The sequence below is a fragment of the Pseudomonas sp. Q1-7 genome, from assembly GCF_028010285.1.
Classification (GTDB): domain Bacteria; phylum Pseudomonadota; class Gammaproteobacteria; order Pseudomonadales; family Pseudomonadaceae; genus Metapseudomonas.
In genome coordinates this window covers 4,125,684-4,142,127 of record NZ_CP116304.1, presented here as the reverse complement: position 1 = coordinate 4,142,127, position 16,444 = coordinate 4,125,684, and the positions used below count along the sequence as shown (strand labels likewise).

Genomic DNA, 16,444 nt, shown 5'->3' with positions numbered 1-16,444 from the left:
CCCGACCTTGGCGCGGCGACTTTCCGTAAATAACCCGACCCGCTCCTGGCTCGCTGCCTGGCGAGTGGTGGTAGTCGCGGATCGCGATTTCCGCAAGCCACGCTGCTTCTCTTCTTTGGATGCCCCTGGACGCGTTCGAGTGGCTGGAATGCCCGTTCCAGAGCGGTTTGTCGCTTATGAAAATTCGAAGTAAAAAAGTTCCGTTGTCACAAAATATTTATATAGGAGCAACCGAGCTGAAATAACCCGGCGCCAAGATTCCCCACCAGCACCGACGAGCCCACCGAGCTCGAGTGTTTTCTAACGCTAAAGACCAATAGGGGAACCCTTCGATGATCCGTAAGCACTTCGCCGGTTTTGCCGCCAGCGCCATGGCCCTGGCCATTTCCGCCCAGGCTTTCGCCGGTACCGTTACCACTGACGGCGCCGATATCGTCATCAAGACCAAAGGTGGCCTGGAAGTCGGCACCACCGACAAGGCTTTCAGCTTCAAGCTCGGCGGTCGTCTGCAGGCTGACTACAGCCGTTTCGACGGTTTCTACACCGCGAACGGCAATACCGCTGACGCCGGCTACTTCCGCCGCGCCTTCCTGGAGCTGGGCGGTATCGCCTTCTCCGACTGGGCCTACCAGATCAACTACGACTTCTCCCACAACGCCGGCGGCGACAACCGCAGCGAAGACGGTTACTTCGACGAGGCTTCCATCGCCTACATCGGCTTCCAGCCGGTAGTGATCAAGATGGGCCGCTTCGACCCCGACTTCGGCCTGGAAAAGGCCACCAGCTCCAAGTGGGTGACCGCCCAGGAGCGTAACGCCGCCTACGACCTGGCCGACTACGTCAACTCCCACAACGGTGGCATGGGCGTGCAGGTGTCCGGCACCTTCGGCGCTTCCCTGTACGGCTCCGCCGGCATCATGGCCAACGACGCCACCAACCAGGACAAGGACGGCGACAGCATCAAGCAGTTCAACGCCCGTGGCGTGTTCGCGCCGATGCACGAAGCCGGCAACGTCCTGCACTTCGGCGTCAACTACGCCCAGCGCGATCTGTCCGACACCTCCTTTGACGGCCGTATCCGTAGCCGCCTGGGCATCCGCGGTGTGAGCACCGACGGTGGCCAGGACGCCGGCGCCAACGGCAACCGCCTGGTACTGGCGGGTGCCAACAACACCCCGGTCGGCGCTTTCGACAACGACAGCACCTGGGGCCTGGAAGCCGCTTTCGCTGCCGGTCCGTTCTCCATCCAGAGCGAATACGTGAAGCGCGAAGTGGAAGCCAAGGCTGCCAACCGCCAGGACATCGAAGCTGACGGCTACTACGTGCAGCTGGCCTACACCCTGACCGGCGAAGCCCGCGACTACAAACTCGGCAAGTTCGACAAGATCAAGCCGGCCAACAAGGGCATCGGCGCCTGGGAAGTGTTCTACCGCTACGACAACATCAGCGCCGACGACGACAACGGTGCCTTCGCCACCCGCGACGACGTTGAAGCCAAGGTGCACAACTTCGGTGTGAACTGGTACGCCAACGAAGCCGTCAAGCTCAGCGGTTACTACGTCAAGTCCAAGGTGGACAACGCCACCAACTCGGTCGGCGACGACGATGGCGACGGCATGGTCTTCCGTGCCCAGTACGTGTTCTAAGAAAGCACGGATTCCGCTCCTTTACTTGAGCCCCGCCATCTGGCGGGGCTTTTTTATGGTTCGGATTTGAGAGGAAGAGGTGCTCATGCCGGATTGGCAATCTGGTGTGAGTGTCTTTGGCTGGCAATGTGTGGCTGGATACATCCCTCTCCCCTGGCCCCGCCCTGCGCCCCAGCTGGATCGGTTTCGCTGCGCAGGGAGGTGAAGATCACCGCGTAGTAGAGTGGTGCCGGGGTACGGGCGATCATCGTGCGCGTTCCTCGCAGGCCCGGACGAAGGCGTGCACCAGGGGCGGCAGGCGGCCGATCAGCGCGGCGCGTTCCGGCTGGAACAGGGTGGCGACGAAGAAGGGATGGCCATCCAGCTCCACCGCCCTGACCGCGCCGGCGGCGTCCAATGCCGCCACCCGCAGCGGTCCCTGGGTGAGCTGCTGGCGGAACTCGGGGTTGAGCCCGTAGCCGCAGTGATAACCCTCGAAGGCGTCGAGGGCGCCATAGGCCTCGGCCAGTCGCGAGCCGGGAGAAAGCTGCACGCGTTCCAGGGTTTCCCGCAGGGCACAGGGCAGCGGGTTGATCACCCTGCGCGGTCCATCCGGGGCCTCTTCGGCATGCCCGGCATCGTCCCAGCCGAGCACGTTGCGTGCGTGTTCCAGCAGGGCGTGCTGGAAGCCGCCGCAGGTGCCGAGGAAGGGCAGGGCAGCGCACCGTGCGTGAGCAATGGCCTGCAGCGCGCCCTCGGTATCGCGGTATGGGCTGCCCGGCACGCACCAGAGGCCGTCGAAGTCGTCGAGGCGGGCCGCGTCGATTCGCTCGGTCGCCAGCCACACGCCTTCCAGGGCCCGCCCCGTTGCCCGTGCGGCGAGCTCCAGGGCATGCGGAATGGCGCGGTGCGCGGTGATGCCGTCGTCCCTGTCACCCACCAGGCCGATGCGCAATGGTTTCATCTCTGTCCTCCCAGGGGGCGCGGCTTGCGCCCGTTCTGGCGGACTATATAGTTGCGCTCAGGCAATCAATATTGGCAGTTCGGCAAGGTGAGTGTGCAGTGATGCAATACAGGATCGAACACGCCGACCTCGCCCTGGTGCTGGCGCTGGTGCGTGGCGGCACCCTGGCGCGGGCCGCCGAATTGCTCAGGGTGGATGTCTCCACCGTATTCCGTTCCCTGCGCCGCCTGGAGCAGGCGCTGGGCAGCGTGCTGTTCGAAAAGAGCCGCGCAGGCTACCTGCCGAATGCAGCGGCGCAACGCCTGGCGCAGCAGGCCGAGCTGGCGGAAAGGGCGCTGGAAACCGCGCGTCTGGGACTGGAGCAGGGGCGCGAGGTGCTCAGCGGCACCCTGCGCCTGACCTGCACCGACGCGGTCCTCCACGGTCTGCTGCTGCCCGCCCTGGAGCGCTTCATGCCGGCCTACCCGGCGCTGGAACTGGAGCTGACCACCTCCAACGACTTCGCCAACCTCAGCCGCCGCGACGCCGACATCGCCTTGCGCCTGACCACTGCGCCGCCGGAGCACCTGGTGGGGCGCTGCCTGGGGCCCGTGCCTTATGTGCTCTGCGCGGCGCAAAGCTACCTGGCGCGGGTGTCCGTCTCCGATCCGGCGCGTATGGCCTGGATCGCCCCCGACGATTTCCTGCCCAACCACCCCAGCCTGGTCTGGCGGCGCCAGCGCTACCCCGACGTGCAGCCGGCTTACCGCTGCAACAGCATGTTGTCGGTGGCGCAACTGGTGCGTGCCGGCCTTGGAGTGGCGGCCCTGCCGGAATTCCTGGTGCGCGATGACCCGGCAATGCGGTTGCTGGAGACCAACCTGCCCGGCTGTGCCAGTGCCCTCTGGTTGCTGACCCGGCCGGACTGTCGCGCCCTGCGTTCGGTCACCACCCTGTTCGAGGAACTGGGGCGTCATATTCGCCTGCCGGACACTGCGGCGCAGAGCGGCTAACCTTGTTCTGGCCGTACTGTCGAAGAGCCAGTCCACCCGCCTGCAAGCCCCTGGAGGGCGCCATGTACAAAGCCATACTCGCCATCATCGTCATCGCGATTCTGGGCGTGCTGGGGTACGCCGCGATCAGCCCGGACCATTTCCGCATCGAGCGCACTACCACCATCGCGGCGCCGCCGGAGAAGGTCTTCCCGCTGATCAACGACCTGCGCAAGTGGACCGCCTGGTCGCCCTGGGAAAAGCTCGACCCGGCCCTGAAGCGCAGCTACAGGGGGCCGAAGGAAGGGGTGGGCGCGGTCTACGCCTGGCAGGGCAACAACGAGGTGGGCGCGGGCAGCATGGAAATCACCCGGAGCGAGCCGGACGCCAAGGTGGAGATCAAGCTGGATTTCCAGATGCCCTTCGAGGCCCACAACACCGCCGAATTCACCCTGCGCCCGCAGAATGGCGGCACCGAGGTCACCTGGGCCATGTACGGCCCCTCGCCCTATACCCATCGGTTGATGCAGGTGTTCTTCGACATGGACGACATGGTTGGCGGCAAGTTCGACCAGGGCCTGCTGAATCTCAAGGCCGTCGCCGAGAAATAGCCCGAAGCGTACCACTCGGCCCCTTACCGGGCCGGGTGACGATCCGGGGCTATCCTGATCCTCTCCTTGTGGGAGCGAATTCATTCGCGAATGAATTCCTGCACGGACATTTTCTCGCGCCCCTGTCGATTTCCATCGCGGCCGAACGACCAATGGGTGTCAGTACCCCGCAGCCACCCGAGGAACCCGCCATGAAATACCTCTGCCTGATCTATATCGAAGAAGCCAGGCTGGCCAGCCTGACCGACGCCGACTACCAGGCCATCGCCGGCGAATGCCTGGACTACACCGAGCAGCTCACCGCCAGCGGCCACTACCTGGCCTCCAATGCCCTGGAGTCGGTGCGCACCGCCACCACCCTGCGCATGCAGGGCGGGCGCGTGTCGATGACCGATGGCCCCTTCGCGGAAACCAAGGAGCAGCTCGGCGGCTTCTACCTGATCGAGGCCCGCGACCTCAACGAAGCCTTGCAGATCGCCTCGAAGATCCCGCCGGGGCGCCTGGGTTGCATCGAGGTGCGGCCAGTGCGCGAGCCTGAGGTGCGGCCGAGCCTCCAGGCTTCATGACGGGCCGCCTGATGGACGACGTGGAGCTGCGCCGGTACGTGGAGTCGATCTATCGCAGCGACTCGCGCCGTGTGCTGGCCACCCTGATCCGTCTGCTGGGGGATTTCGATCTGGCCGAGGAAGCCCTGCACGACGCCTTCATCGCCGCCGTGCAGCAGTGGCCGCGGGACGGCATCCCCGCCAACCCGCGCGCCTGGCTGGTGTCGGCCGGGCGCTTCAAGGCCATCGACAGCCTGCGCCGGCGTGCCCGCTTCGATACCTCCAAGCACCATCTGGTGGAGGAACTGGAGGAGGCCGCCAGCGCCTTCGAGGAGGGCGAGGACGTGGAGGACGACCGCCTGCGGCTGATCTTCACCTGCTGCCACCCGGCACTGCCGGCCGACGCCCAGGTGCCCCTGACCCTGCGCGAGGTCTGCGACCTGAAGACCGAGGAAATCGCCCGCGCTTTCCTCAGCAGCCCGTCCACCATCGCCCAGCGCATCGTCCGCGCCAAGGCGAAGATCCGCGACGCGCAAATCCCCTATCAAGTGCCGGCACTGGCCGAGTTGCCGGAGCGCCTGGATAACGTGCTGCGGGTCATCTACCTGGTATTCAACGAAGGCTATTCCGCCTCCGCCGGTGACAGCCTGATCCGCACCGACCTCTCGGCCGAAGCCATCCGCCTGGCGCGGCTGCTGCTCGAACTGCTGCCGGACCCGGAAGTCATGGGCCTGCTGGCGCTGATGCTTCTGCACGACTCGCGTCGCGCCGCCCGCGCCACCAAGGATGGAGAGCTGATCCTGCTGGACGACCAGGATCGCTCCCTGTGGGATCGCGCGCAGATCGCCGAAGGCCTCGCCCTGGTGAGCCAGGCCCTGGCCAGCCGGCGCGTCGGCGTCTACCTGCTGCAGGCAGCGATTGCCGCCGTGCATGCCCAGGCGCCGGATTCGGCGCGTACCGACTGGGGCCAGATCGTTGGTCTTTACGACGTGCTGCAGCGCCTGCTGCAGTCACCGGTCGTGGCGCTCAACCGCGCCGTGGCCATTGCCATGCGCGACGGCCCCGAGGCGGGGCTGGTGGAGGTGGACGCCCTGTTGCAAGGTGGCGAACTGCGTGACTACCACCTGGCCCATGCGGCCCGTGCCGATTTCTGCCGACGCCTCGGGCGCAAGGCCGAGGCCGTTGAGGCCTATCGCGAGGCCCTGGCACGGGTGCGCCAGGAACCTGAGCGACGTTTCATCGAGAAGCGCCTGCGCGAACTGGAAACCTGACCGCGCCGTTCATCGCGTGCGACGCCGCCGATGTCGAAGACGAAACCCGATCCACGACCAGGGATGAAGCCACTGGCCAATCGCCGGGCGGAACCCCTTATCGGAAACCCAGGAGATGCACCATGAGCAGCGAAACCCTCAAGGCCACCGCCGAACTGGAAGTGCACGAAGTCTTCAACCAGTGGCTGAAGGCCGCCCGTGCCAAGGATGTGGATAAGATCCTGACCTGCTACGCCGATGACGTGATTGCCTACGACGCCATTCTCAAGCTGCAATTCAAGGGACTCCGCGAGTACGGCCCGCACTGGCGCTATTGCATGGAAATGTGCAGTGGCGACGGCATCTTCGAGCCGGGCGAGCCGACCATCCAGGCCGACGCCAGCGTCGCCTTCCTGCACTGCCTGGTGCGCTGCGGCGGCGAGCAGGACGGCGAGGTGAAGACCAGCTGGATGCGCGGCACCCAGTGCTACGTCAAGCGCGGCGGGCAGTGGAAGATTCTCCATGAACACTTCTCCGCGCCCTTCGACATGGAAAGCGGCAACGCCCTGTTCGATCTCCAGCCCTGAGCCCGGCGGGCGCGAACTCGTTCGCGGATGAAATCGCATGCGGGGTAGGGCGGGCGTGTCGCCAGCCGTTAAACTCGCCCATCCCTTCAGTCCCGAGCGAACCCATGGATATCGACCTGGCGCGTACCTTCCTGGAAATCGTCCGCAGCGGCAGTTTCGTCGCCGCCGCCGAGCGCCTGCACGTCACCCAGACCACCATCACCGCGCGGGTGCAGAACCTGGAGCAGCAGCTGGACTGCCGGCTCTTCGTGCGCAATCGCGCCGGCGCGCGGCTGACCGCCGATGGCGAAGTGTTCGTCGCCTACGCCAACCAACTGGTGCAGACCTGGGAGGCGGCACGCCGCGACCTGCCCCTACCCGAAGGTTTCCGCGACGTGCTCAACCTGGGCGGCGAGACCAGTCTGTGCAGCCCTCTGGTGCTCAGCTGGGTGATCCGTTTGCGCGAGCGCATGCCGTCCCACGCTGTGCGCGCGGAAGTGGGGGAGGCGGGTTATCTGCAGCAGCAATTGCAGAGCGGCGCGCTGGATGCCGCGCTGGTCTACCGACCCGACTACTGGCCGGGCCTGCAGGTGGAACTGCTGTTGGAGGAGAAGCTGATCCAGGTGCGTTCGGCGTCCAACCCGGAGCCATACATCTACAACGACTGGGGGCCGGAATTCCGCCAGCGCCACGATGCCGCGCTGCCGGAAAAGGCCAGCGCGGTGCTGACCACCAACCTCGGCCCGCTGGCCCTGCACTACATCCTGCAATGTGGCGGGTCCGGCTACTTCCGCGCCCGCGTGGTGCAGGTCCACCTGGACAGCGGCGAGCTGGAACGGGTGGAGAAGGCGCCGGAATTCACCAACCCCACCTACCTGGTCTACTCCCGCGAGAAGGACTCCCCGGCGTTGCGCCAGGCCGTCGAGGTCTTGCGCAACGTGGTGGCCGAGGACATCGACTGGTCGCGGCGCTGGGACCCGATCTGATGGCGAGGTGGAGCCTGCGGGGGAGAGCGATGGGTTTCGTACCTTTACCCATCCTACGAATTGCGCTCCGTAGGATGGGTAGAGCGAAGCGAAACCCATCGATTCGCTAAGTGCCTCAGCCCGCCAATTGCCACACCGGCGGCGGCTGCAGGTCCTGCAGCCAATTGCGGTAGAGCGCGGCGATCAGGTCGCTCTGGCTGACGATGCCCACCAGGTGGCCGCTGTCGTCCAGCACGGGCAGGCAGTGCAGGCCCTGGTCGGATAGTTGCGACACCAACTCCACCACCGGCGTATCCACGGTCACGCAGCGTACCGGGTGGCTCATCAACCGCGACACCGGCACTTCACGGCGGGCGCGGAAGCGTTCGGCGAGGCTGCGCGGAAGCGTTCCGGCGGCGTGGCGGAGCAGGTCGGAGAGGGTGAGGATGCCCACCAGTCGCTGCTGCTCGTCCAGTACCGGCAGGGCTTTCAGGTGATGCAGTTCGAGCAGGCGCCAGGCTTCGCTGGCTGGCGCCTGGGGGGCGATGGTGCGCAGGTCACGGGACATGATGCGCGCGGCCCTCAGGCCGCCCATGCTGCGGCGCAGGGCGTGCTTTTCGGTAAGTTGGAGCAGGCGCTGGAGGTCGTCGCGGGTCACGTCGACCACGCCGCCGAATTCCGCCAGGGCCTGGTCCAGGTCCACCTCGGAGAAGCCAATGCGCGTGCCGGGCAGCGGGTCGGCGGTCAGGTGCGGGCCGCTGGCCGTTTGTGCCAGCTTTCGCGGGTAGGGGGTACCCGTGAGGTTGTGGAACAGCATGGCGGTCAGCACCAGCAGCAGCGAGCCCAGCAGCACCGGTATCATCAGGTGCCAGCCCTGCTCGGCGAACAGCCGCCCGCCCAGGGCCACCGCCAGGGCCACTGCGCAGCTCGGCGGATGCAGGCAGCGCAGCGCCTGCAGGCACAACAGGGTCAAGCCAAACGCCAGCGGCGCGGCCAACAGCGGCGCATGCACCCAATGCCCCACGGCCATGCCGATGGCAGCGGCTACCAGGTTGCCGCCCAGTACCGCCCAGGGCTGCGCCACGGGGCTGGAAGCCACGGCGAAGATCAGTACCGAAGACGCGGCGAAGGGCGCGGCCAGGCGCAGGGCCAGGTCGGCACCGAACAGATGCAGGCAGGCGAAACAGACCAGTCCGACCGCCAGGCAACCGCCGATGGCGGCGCGCAGCCACTCCCGTGGCGTGACATTGCTGGCGTCCGGCAGCAAGCGTCGCAGCCAGGCACGCAGAGGCTTCTGGTTCATGGGGGGACACAAGGCAGTTGATAAAAGGAGAGGCCGCAAAGCGCTGTAGGAAAAGTGCCGATATTCGGCGGCCTTTCGTACAGACCCTGGGGACCCCTCTAACCCACCGAAGTGGGGGGTTCCATCCCTGGATATGGAAATGTCTATTCCTCGCGCACGGTTCCTCGGCGGTCTGCTGGGCAGGCCGGGCCGGGCGTCGGGGGATGGCGGAATCCTAAGGGAAGGACGGATAGCGGGCTAATGAATGTTATTGGTGTTTTAGTGCAAATATTTTGCACTAATGCTGTCGTGCTTTGGGTCTCGCCGCAGCGACACCTGCCCCGCGCGTTCGCTGCCGGGTTTGCTGGTCATCGTTGGGTGATCGGTCTAAGTTATTGAATTAAAAAGGAAATGCGATGCGCTGTGACGAGCTGATGACGCGTGCTTCGGCGGCAGCGCTGCGCTGCCGTTCGCGAACAAAGAGCCCGGCATTCGCCGGGCTTGTGAGATTGACTGTGTAGTGTCGCAGTCAGCTGACGCGCTGGGCCTGCAGCAGACGGTCGGAGCCACCTTCGGCGACGCGGAAGCCAGGAGTGCGGTCGGAACCGCCTTCGGCTACATCGAACGCCTTGGTGCGGTCAGAACCACCTTCTGCCACGCGGTCCAGAACCATGAAGCCGCCTTCAACGGCCACCGGCTCGATGACCTGGAGGGTGGTGCCTTCCTTCGACTCTCCCAGCACCGGCTGGTAAGCGGACGGCAGGGCAAAGGCGCTGGTGCTCAGGGCGGCGATGAACAGGGCGGCGAAGGCTTGGGCTTTCATGATCGTGGCTCCTCATGGGGGGCTGTAAACCGGGTACGGAGCCAATCTTACGGACGGGGCGTCGATTAAAAAGTGATCACTCGCGATAGGGGTCATCAACGCTATCGATAGTTGTAACGCTCTTTTAAATCAGTCTGTTAAGCGTTGGTCGGGGCTTGCGCGGTGTTCGCCCCCCACAGCTTGGCGCGGACTCCCCACTCCTTGTCAGGGAGGGGGAGCGGTGCAGGCGGTATCCGAGGCGTCTCAATCCATGATGTCGTGCAGCACTTCATAGATGATCCCCGTGGCCACGGCGACCAGGATCAGGTCGGTGCCGGCGCGTACCCAGTCGTAGCCCTCGTAGTGCGGCAACCGGCTGACCAGGCGGCCGTCGAGCTTCTTGGCGATCCCCGGCGGCAGCGGCTTGCCCCGCGCCAGGTTCTTCTGGATGCCCGGTGGCAGGGACTGGGCCGGTCCCCAGTAGGCACGGTTGTCTTCGAGGATGATGCGGATGCCTCCGATATCCACCTGTGGTCCACCGGACCAGTTGTTGCCTTGCGCGCCGGCATGGCCCTTGTCGTGTCCCTTGCCTTTGCCGGGGTCGGCCAGCAGGGCCGGCGAACCGGTGATCAGGGCGAGACTGGTGAGGGTGGCGATCAGCGTGCGGGTCTTGCTCATGTTCATCTGGCCTCCATGGGGTGGTTCCCTTCTGCGATGGACAGGATTTTCAGCAGCGAGTGCCGCAAAAGGAAAGCGCTTTGGAGGGTTTCTGTGATGGACCGCGAGTCCCCCTCTCCTGTTCTGGGAGAGGGGGCAGGTCAATTGGCCCTTCTTGACTTAACGCGCCGGCAGCAGCGCGCCGCGGCATTCGCCGAAGCCGATGCTGGGGAAGCCCTCGCGCTGGCAGCGGGCACGCAGGATGACTTCGTCGCCGTCCTGCAGGAAGGTGCGTGCTTCGCCGCTGGGCAGGCTGATGGGCTGCTTGCCGCCGAAGGTGCTCTCCAGCAGGCTGCCGAAGGCATCCGGCTCGGGGCCGGAGAGGGTGCCGGAGCCGAACAGGTCGCCGGGTTGCAGCTTGCAGCCGCCGACGCTGTGGTGGGCGACCATCTGGGCCACGGTCCAGTACATGTTCAGGGTGTTGCTCAGGGCCAGGCGATGGGGCGCCAGGCCCTGCTCGCGCATGGCTGCGGTGAGGATCAGCACTTCCAGCTGGATATCGAAGGCGCCCTTGGCCTGGTCGGCGTCGTCCAGCAGGTAGGGCAGGGGCTGCGGGTCGCCCTCGGGGCGGGCCGGCTGGGCGGTGCGGAAGGGTTCCAGGGCTTCGGCGGTGACCACCCAGGGCGAAACCGTGGTGCCGAAGTTCTTCGCCAGGAAGGGACCGAGCGGCTGGTATTCCCAGGCCTGCACGTCGCGCGCGGACCAGTCGTTGAGCAGGCAATAGCCGGCGATGTGCTGCTGGGCCTCGCCGATGGCGATGGAGTCGCCCATCTCGTTGCCCTGGCCGATCCAGATACCCAGTTCCAGTTCATAGTCCAGGCGCTTGCTGGGGCCGAAGCTCGGCGCTTCCTGGCCCGGCGGCAGAGTCTGGCCCAGGGGGCGGCGTACCGGGGTGCCGGACACGCACACGGTGGACGCGCGGCCGTGGTAGCCGATGGGTACGTGCTTGTAGTTGGGCAGCAGCGGGTTGTCCGGGCGGAACAGCCGGCCGACGTTGTTGGCGTGGTGGATGCCCACGTAGAAGTCGGTGTAGTCGCCCACCTTGGCCGGCAGGTGCAGCTGGCAGGTGGCGGCGCTTGGCAGCAGGGCCTGGCCCATGGCTTCCAGGCGTTCCTGGGCGCTGCTGCCTTCGGCCAGCAGATCCTGCAGCTGGGCGCGCAGGGCGCGGCGGGCGGAGGCGCCGAGGGCGAAGAAGGCATTCAGGCTGTCGCCGCAGGCGGCGCGGGCCGCTTCGGCGGCTTCGCCGCTGAACAGTTCGGTGTCGGCGGCCACCTTGAGGTCGAAGATGGCGTCGCCGATGGCCACGCCGCCGCGCGGCGAGGCGCCGGCCGGGCTGAAGATGCCCAGCGGCAGGTTCTGCAGGGGGAAGTCGGGGTGGCCGTTGGCGGAGGCGATCCAGCTACGGCGGTTGTCTGCTTGGGTCATGTCAAATCCTGCCCTTGTCGAAGGTCTTGGCCATGCCGGCCCAGCATGCATCGTAGTCGCTCTGCAGTTGCGGGCATTCCAGCGCGTACTGGCTGGCGCGCAGCACTCGGCTGGTCTCGAACATGAAGGCCATGGTGTTGTCGATCTTGTGCGGCTTCAGATCGGCGGCGATGGCGGCGGTGGTGGTGGCGTTGTCCGGGCCGTGGGCGCTCATGCAGTTATGCAGCGACGCGCCGCCGGGGCTGAAACCGTCGGCCTTGGCATCATAGGCGCCCTGGATCAGGCCCATGAACTCGTTCATCAGATTGCGGTGGAACCACGGCGGGCGGAAGGTGCTCTCGGCCACCATCCAGCGCGGCGGGAAGATCACGAAGTCGACGTTGGCCTGGCCGTGGGTGTCGCTGGGGGAGGTGAGCACGGTGAAGATCGACGGGTCCGGGTGGTCGTAGCTCACCGTGCCGATGGTGTTGAAGCGGCGCAGGTCGTACTTGTAGGGCACGTTGTTGCCGTGCCAGGCGACCACGTCCAGGGGCGAGTGGTCCAGCTCGGTGGCCCAGAGCTCGCCGAGGAACTTCTGCACCAGGCTGGTCGGCGCATCGAGGTCTTCGTAATGGGCCACCGGGGCGAGGAAGTCGCGCGGGTTGGCCAGGCCGTTGCTGCCGATGGGACCGAGGTCCGGCAGGCGCAGGGCAGCGCCGTGGTTCTCGCAGATATAGCCGCGGGCGCTGCCGTCCAGCAGCTCGACACGGAATTTCATGCCGCGCGGAATCACCGCAATCTCCAGGGGCTCCACATCCAGCAGGCCCAGTTCGGTGGCCAGGCGCAGGCGGCCCTGTTCCGGCACGATCAGCAGCTCGCCATCGGCATTGAAGAACACCCGCTGCATCGACGCATTGGCGCGGTACAGGTGCACGCTGACGCCCGAGGCTTGCTCGGCATCGGCGGTGGCGGCGAGGGTCAGCAGGCCGTCGAGGAAGTCGGTGGGCTCGCTGGGAATGTCCTGCGGGTTCCAGCGCAGGCGGTTGGGCGTGACCGGTCCCAGGCGGTTGCCGGCGATCTGGCGCTCCAGGCGGCGGTACTGCGGATGGTTGGCCGAGGGCTTGATGCGGTACATCCAGGTTCGCCGGGCTTCGCTACGCGGCACGGTGAAGGCGGTGCCGGAGAGCAGCTCGGTGTAGAGGCCGTAGGGCACGTTCTGCGGGGAGTTCTGGCCTACGGGCAGGGCGCCGGGCAGCGCTTCGCTGCTGAATTCGTTATCGAAACCGGACTGGTAAGTGAGCGGTGTGGGGGAGACCATGGCGACCTCGCTGTTTTTTGTAATTTGATTACGCATAACGTAATTTGAAAGGAAAAAGGGGTCAAGCTATAACAGCGCCCTTTACACCCTCCAGGGCCAGGACATGACGAACGACAACGACGGCGCGGCCGCCCCGCGGCGGCAGAAGGTACAGGCGGCGGAAGTGGGCACCGACATCCTCAAGGGGTTGGCGGAGCTGGCCCCGGCCACGTCGCTGTCGAAGCTGGCCGAGCACGTCGGCATGCCGGCGAGCAAGGTGCATCGTTACCTGCAGGCGCTGATCGCCAGCGGCTTCGCCGAACAGGACGCCGCCACCAACCACTACGGCCTGGGCCGTGAGGCGCTGCTGGTGGGCTTGGCCGCCATCGGCCGGCTGGACGTGGTGAAGGTGTCCATGCCGCACCTGGCGGACCTGCGCGATGCCCTGAACGAAACCTGCTTCCTCGCGGTGTGGGGCAACAAGGGACCGACTGTGGTGCATGTGGAACAGGCCCTGCGCGCGGTGACGCTGGTGACCCAGGTGGGCTCGGTGCTGCCGCTGCTGGGCTCGTCCACCGGCCTGGTGTTCAACACTTACCTGCCCGAAGCCGAAACCGCCTTCCTGCGTGACGAGGAACTGGCCCAGCCGGGCGCCCCCGCCGTTATCGAGCTGCAGGAGCAGATGGCGCAGATCCGCGCCACCGGCTTGCACCCGGTGCACGGTCTGTTGATGCCGGGGGTCAACGCCCTGTCGGCGCCGCTGTTCGCCACCGGCAATAAGCTGGCCGGGGTGCTCACGGTAGTCGGCGCGGCCAGTGTATTCAGTGCCGACACCCAGGGCTCGGCCGCCGAGCGCCTGCATCGTGCGGCGCAGGCCATCAGCCTGCGCATGGGTGGGCAGACGCCGGACTGAGTCCGGTCACCGCCCCTGGGGGGCGCTGTCCATGCCGCTCGGTCGTCTGAAGGGGCCGGGCCGTGATTGCGTCGTGTGCTCCGCTATGCCGACCGAAGCACGTACGGGCGCTACCAGGGTGAATGCATGCTCGCGGACAGATTTCCCCCGCCCGCCACATCGACCGAATGGGGGCGGGTCATTCCTCCACCCCTGAGAACAACCGGCCACATTCCCGCGGATCACCGGATTCGATGCCGACGTTCAGCCAGTGCAGGCGGGTTTCCAGGCGACCGAGGGTCATGGGGTCTGGCAGCGTCGGCTGGCCCGTGTCCTGGGCCCTGGTGCGCTCCTCGCCGAGGGCGACCACCGCCTTCAGCGCTGCTTCCATATCGTCGGGCTTCAGCCAGCCGTACTTGCGCTGGGCGTAGGCGACCCAGCTGCCCACCAGGCAATCCGTCACCAGTTCCTGGCCCAGGTGCAGGGCCTCGGCAGCCTGTTTGGGATCGACCGACGGATCGAACTCCTTGAACCAGCCGGCGACGCCCACCAGGTTCTGGATATGGTGGGCGGCTTCGTGGGCCACCGCGTAGCTGCGGGCCAGGTCACCCACCTGCGGGCTGCGCCGCCGCAGCTCGTCCAGGTAGGCCAGGTCGAGGTACAGGCGCATGTCCTTGGCGCAGTAGTAGAGCCCGCTGATCCGGCCGGAAAGCTTGCACGGCGCCTCCATGCTGCCTTCGTAGAACACCAGCTTGGGCTTCTTGTAGGCGTAGTCGCCACGGGCCAGGAACTCGCCCCAGATGTCCTCGATGCTACCCAGCATCAGTGTCGCCAGCTCCCGCGAATCGGCCGGCGCCTGCGCCAGCTGCGGCGGCGGAACCGGTGCGGCGGCCACCGGCGCCGTGGGCGCTTCGGTGGTGTCGACATGTTCCGGGAACACCGGCGGAGGCGGGCGCAGGCGCTCGTACAACTGGGCCGGGCCAAAGGCCAGGTAGAGCGCGACGCAGACCAGAGCAACGATCATCAACAGCCAGGCCAGAATGCGTAGCAGGCGGAGCAGGAGGCCCTTGCGGGGCACTGGGGCGGCGGCTTTCTCGGGCATGGTGAGGGGTTCCGGAGGTTCTCGGGGTTCAGTGTTGTCGCTTCCTCGCCTCCGCGCCATCTGTTTCTCACCTGAGACACCTGTCACAGGATGGCAACCTGATACTGCTTGAATGCCCGACACCCATCAGTCGCGGAGTACCGATCATGGCAGCCGAAAGCAGTCTGGCTCGCCTGCTCAAGGCCGTGGAGCCGCTGGCCCCGGACATGAGCGTCAGTGATGTCGCCGATCGCCTGCTGACCCATGAGCACAAGGCCTTCCTGTCCCTTCCCGTGGTGGACGCACAGGGTCAGCCGCTGGGCCTGGTCAGCCGCTACCGGTTGCAGGACATCTTCATGCAGCGCTTCGGCCGCGACCTCTGGGGCCGCCGCCCGGTGATCGATGTGATGAACCCGGCGCCGCTGAGCGTTGCCCTGTCCTCCGGCCTGGAACTGGCGGCCAAGCAGGTCACCGCGCAACTGCAATACCCGATTACCGAAGATTTCATCCTGGTGGACGAGCAGGGACGCTACTTGGGATTGGGCACGGTGCTGGACCTGCTGAAGGCCATGGAGCTGCGCATCGCCCAGCGCAACCGGGTGCTGCGCCAGGCATTGGTGGACCTGAAGGAATCCCAGACGCAGCTGGTGCAATCGGAAAAGATGGCCTCCCTCGGCCAGATGGTGGCGGGCGTCGCCCACGAGTTGAACACGCCCCTGGGCTACGTGAAAAACAACGTGCAACTGATGGAAGCGCTGACCACGCCGCTGTTTGCCCTGGCCCGCAGCCAGGCTGAGCTGGCCGCCTGCCTGGACGACCCGGCCTGCGACGAAGCGCGCCTGGCCAAAGCCCTGGAAGGGGCCGCCGCGTGCCGCGAGGAGGCGGCGCCCGAACTGCTGGCCGACGACCTGCGGCAACTGTTCGGCGACACCCTCTACGGCCTCGGGCAGATCGCCGAACTGGTGGCGGGGCTCAAGGACTTCGCCCGCCTCGACCGGGCCATGAGCGAAGAAGTGGACCTCAACGACTGCATCCGCAGCGCGCTGCTGATTGCCCGCAACCACATCAAGGACAAGGCCGAGGTGTTCCAGTTGCTCGGCGAACTGCCGCGCATCACCTGCGCGCCGTCGCAGATCAACCAGGTGCTGCTCAACCTCTTCACCAACGCCGCCCAGGCCATGGACGCGCCGGGGCGCATCCAGGTCAAGAGCTGGGCCGACGCCGGCCACGTCTGCATCTCCGTGCAGGACAGCGGGCGCGGCATGCCGCCGGAAGTCCTGCAGCGCATCTTCGACCCCTTCTTCACCACCAAACCGGTGGGCGAGGGCACGGGGCTGGGGCTGTCCATCAGCTACAAGATCATCCGCGACCACGGCGGCAGCATCCGCGTGGCCTCGGAGCCCGGGCGCGGAACGCGCTTTCTCATCAGCCTGCCGCGCAGCCAGGCGGTCGAACTGAAACGGAGTGCCTGA

The 16,444-nt window shown here is 66.3% G+C and carries 16 protein-coding genes and 1 pseudogene; 9 read left to right on the top strand and 8 right to left on the bottom strand.

Annotated elements, in window-relative coordinates:
• Nucleotides 1-332 precede the first annotated feature (332 nt).
• Nucleotides 333-1,646: an OprO/OprP family phosphate-selective porin gene (locus tag PJW05_RS19200; RefSeq protein WP_271408558.1), complete on the top strand. Its 1,314-nt coding sequence runs from the start codon at nt 333-335 to the stop codon at nt 1,644-1,646.
• A gap of 152 nt (nt 1,647-1,798) precedes the next feature.
• On the opposite strand, the pseudogene PJW05_RS26845 reads toward PJW05_RS19200, so the two are convergent.
• Nucleotides 1,799-1,894, bottom strand: a pseudogene (locus PJW05_RS26845) (antibiotic biosynthesis monooxygenase); the annotation flags it as partial.
• The gene (locus PJW05_RS19195; RefSeq protein WP_271408557.1) at nt 1,891-2,589 is read right to left on the bottom strand and encodes a CTP synthase C-terminal region-related (seleno)protein; all 699 of its coding nucleotides are present in this window, start codon (nt 2,587-2,589) and stop codon (nt 1,891-1,893) included. The gene PJW05_RS19195 and the pseudogene PJW05_RS26845, both read right to left, overlap by 4 nt.
• A gap of 101 nt (nt 2,590-2,690) precedes the next feature.
• Between PJW05_RS19195 and PJW05_RS19190 the strand changes: the two genes are divergently transcribed.
• The 6 genes from PJW05_RS19190 (at nt 2,691) to PJW05_RS19165 (ending at nt 7,518) form a co-directional block, all read left to right on the top strand.
• A complete protein-coding gene (locus PJW05_RS19190) occupies nt 2,691-3,581 on the top strand; it encodes a LysR family transcriptional regulator (protein ID WP_271408556.1) in 891 nt (296 codons plus the stop codon).
• Nucleotides 3,582-3,643: 62 nt separating this feature from the next.
• The gene (locus PJW05_RS19185) at nt 3,644-4,171 is read left to right on the top strand and encodes an SRPBCC family protein (RefSeq protein WP_271408555.1); all 528 of its coding nucleotides are present in this window, start codon (nt 3,644-3,646) and stop codon (nt 4,169-4,171) included.
• Nucleotides 4,172-4,362: 191 nt separating this feature from the next.
• On the top strand, nt 4,363-4,737 hold the full coding sequence (locus PJW05_RS19180; protein WP_271408554.1) for a YciI family protein: 375 nt from the start codon (nt 4,363-4,365) through the stop codon (nt 4,735-4,737).
• 11 nt (nt 4,738-4,748) lie between these two features.
• Entirely contained in the window at nt 4,749-5,987 is a 1,239-nt protein-coding gene (locus tag PJW05_RS19175) for an RNA polymerase sigma factor (protein WP_442969259.1), read from the top strand.
• 122 nt (nt 5,988-6,109) lie between these two features.
• A complete protein-coding gene (locus PJW05_RS19170) occupies nt 6,110-6,553 on the top strand; it encodes a YybH family protein (RefSeq protein WP_271408553.1) in 444 nt (147 codons plus the stop codon).
• Between the two features lie 104 nt (nt 6,554-6,657).
• Nucleotides 6,658-7,518, top strand: coding sequence for a LysR family transcriptional regulator (locus PJW05_RS19165; protein WP_271408552.1), 861 nt, complete (start codon nt 6,658-6,660; stop codon nt 7,516-7,518).
• A 115-nt stretch (nt 7,519-7,633) separates the two neighbouring features.
• Here the strand turns inward: PJW05_RS19165 and PJW05_RS19160 are convergent, their stop codons facing one another.
• The 5 genes from PJW05_RS19160 to hmgA form a co-directional block, all read right to left on the bottom strand.
• Nucleotides 7,634-8,800 carry an HPP family protein gene (locus PJW05_RS19160; protein ID WP_271408551.1) on the bottom strand — a complete coding sequence of 389 codons (1,167 nt, stop codon included), beginning with the start codon at nt 8,798-8,800 and terminating at the stop codon, nt 7,634-7,636.
• 508 nt (nt 8,801-9,308) lie between these two features.
• Entirely contained in the window at nt 9,309-9,602 is a 294-nt protein-coding gene (locus tag PJW05_RS19155) for a hypothetical protein (RefSeq protein ID WP_271408550.1), read from the bottom strand.
• Between the two features lie 243 nt (nt 9,603-9,845).
• Complete coding sequence (locus PJW05_RS19150; protein WP_271408549.1) at nt 9,846-10,259, bottom strand: anti-virulence regulator CigR family protein; 414 nt, start codon at nt 10,257-10,259, stop codon at nt 9,846-9,848.
• A gap of 159 nt (nt 10,260-10,418) precedes the next feature.
• Entirely contained in the window at nt 10,419-11,723 is a 1,305-nt protein-coding gene (gene fahA / locus PJW05_RS19145; protein ID WP_271408548.1) for a fumarylacetoacetase, read from the bottom strand.
• A gap of 1 nt (nt 11,724) precedes the next feature.
• On the bottom strand, nt 11,725-13,020 hold the full coding sequence (gene hmgA / locus PJW05_RS19140) for a homogentisate 1,2-dioxygenase (RefSeq protein WP_271408547.1): 1,296 nt from the start codon (nt 13,018-13,020) through the stop codon (nt 11,725-11,727).
• Nucleotides 13,021-13,123: 103 nt separating this feature from the next.
• On the opposite strand from hmgA, the gene PJW05_RS19135 reads away from it, so the two are divergent.
• The gene (locus tag PJW05_RS19135) at nt 13,124-13,912 is read left to right on the top strand and encodes an IclR family transcriptional regulator (protein ID WP_271408546.1); all 789 of its coding nucleotides are present in this window, start codon (nt 13,124-13,126) and stop codon (nt 13,910-13,912) included.
• Nucleotides 13,913-14,090: 178 nt separating this feature from the next.
• Here PJW05_RS19135 and PJW05_RS19130 read toward each other — a convergent pair whose 3' ends face one another.
• Nucleotides 14,091-14,993 (bottom strand): neutral zinc metallopeptidase, encoded by a 903-nt coding sequence (locus PJW05_RS19130; protein ID WP_271408545.1) that lies wholly within the window; start codon nt 14,991-14,993, stop codon nt 14,091-14,093.
• A 146-nt stretch (nt 14,994-15,139) separates the two neighbouring features.
• On the opposite strand from PJW05_RS19130, the gene PJW05_RS19125 reads away from it, so the two are divergent.
• A complete protein-coding gene (locus PJW05_RS19125) occupies nt 15,140-16,444 on the top strand; it encodes an ATP-binding protein (protein ID WP_442969178.1) in 1,305 nt (434 codons plus the stop codon).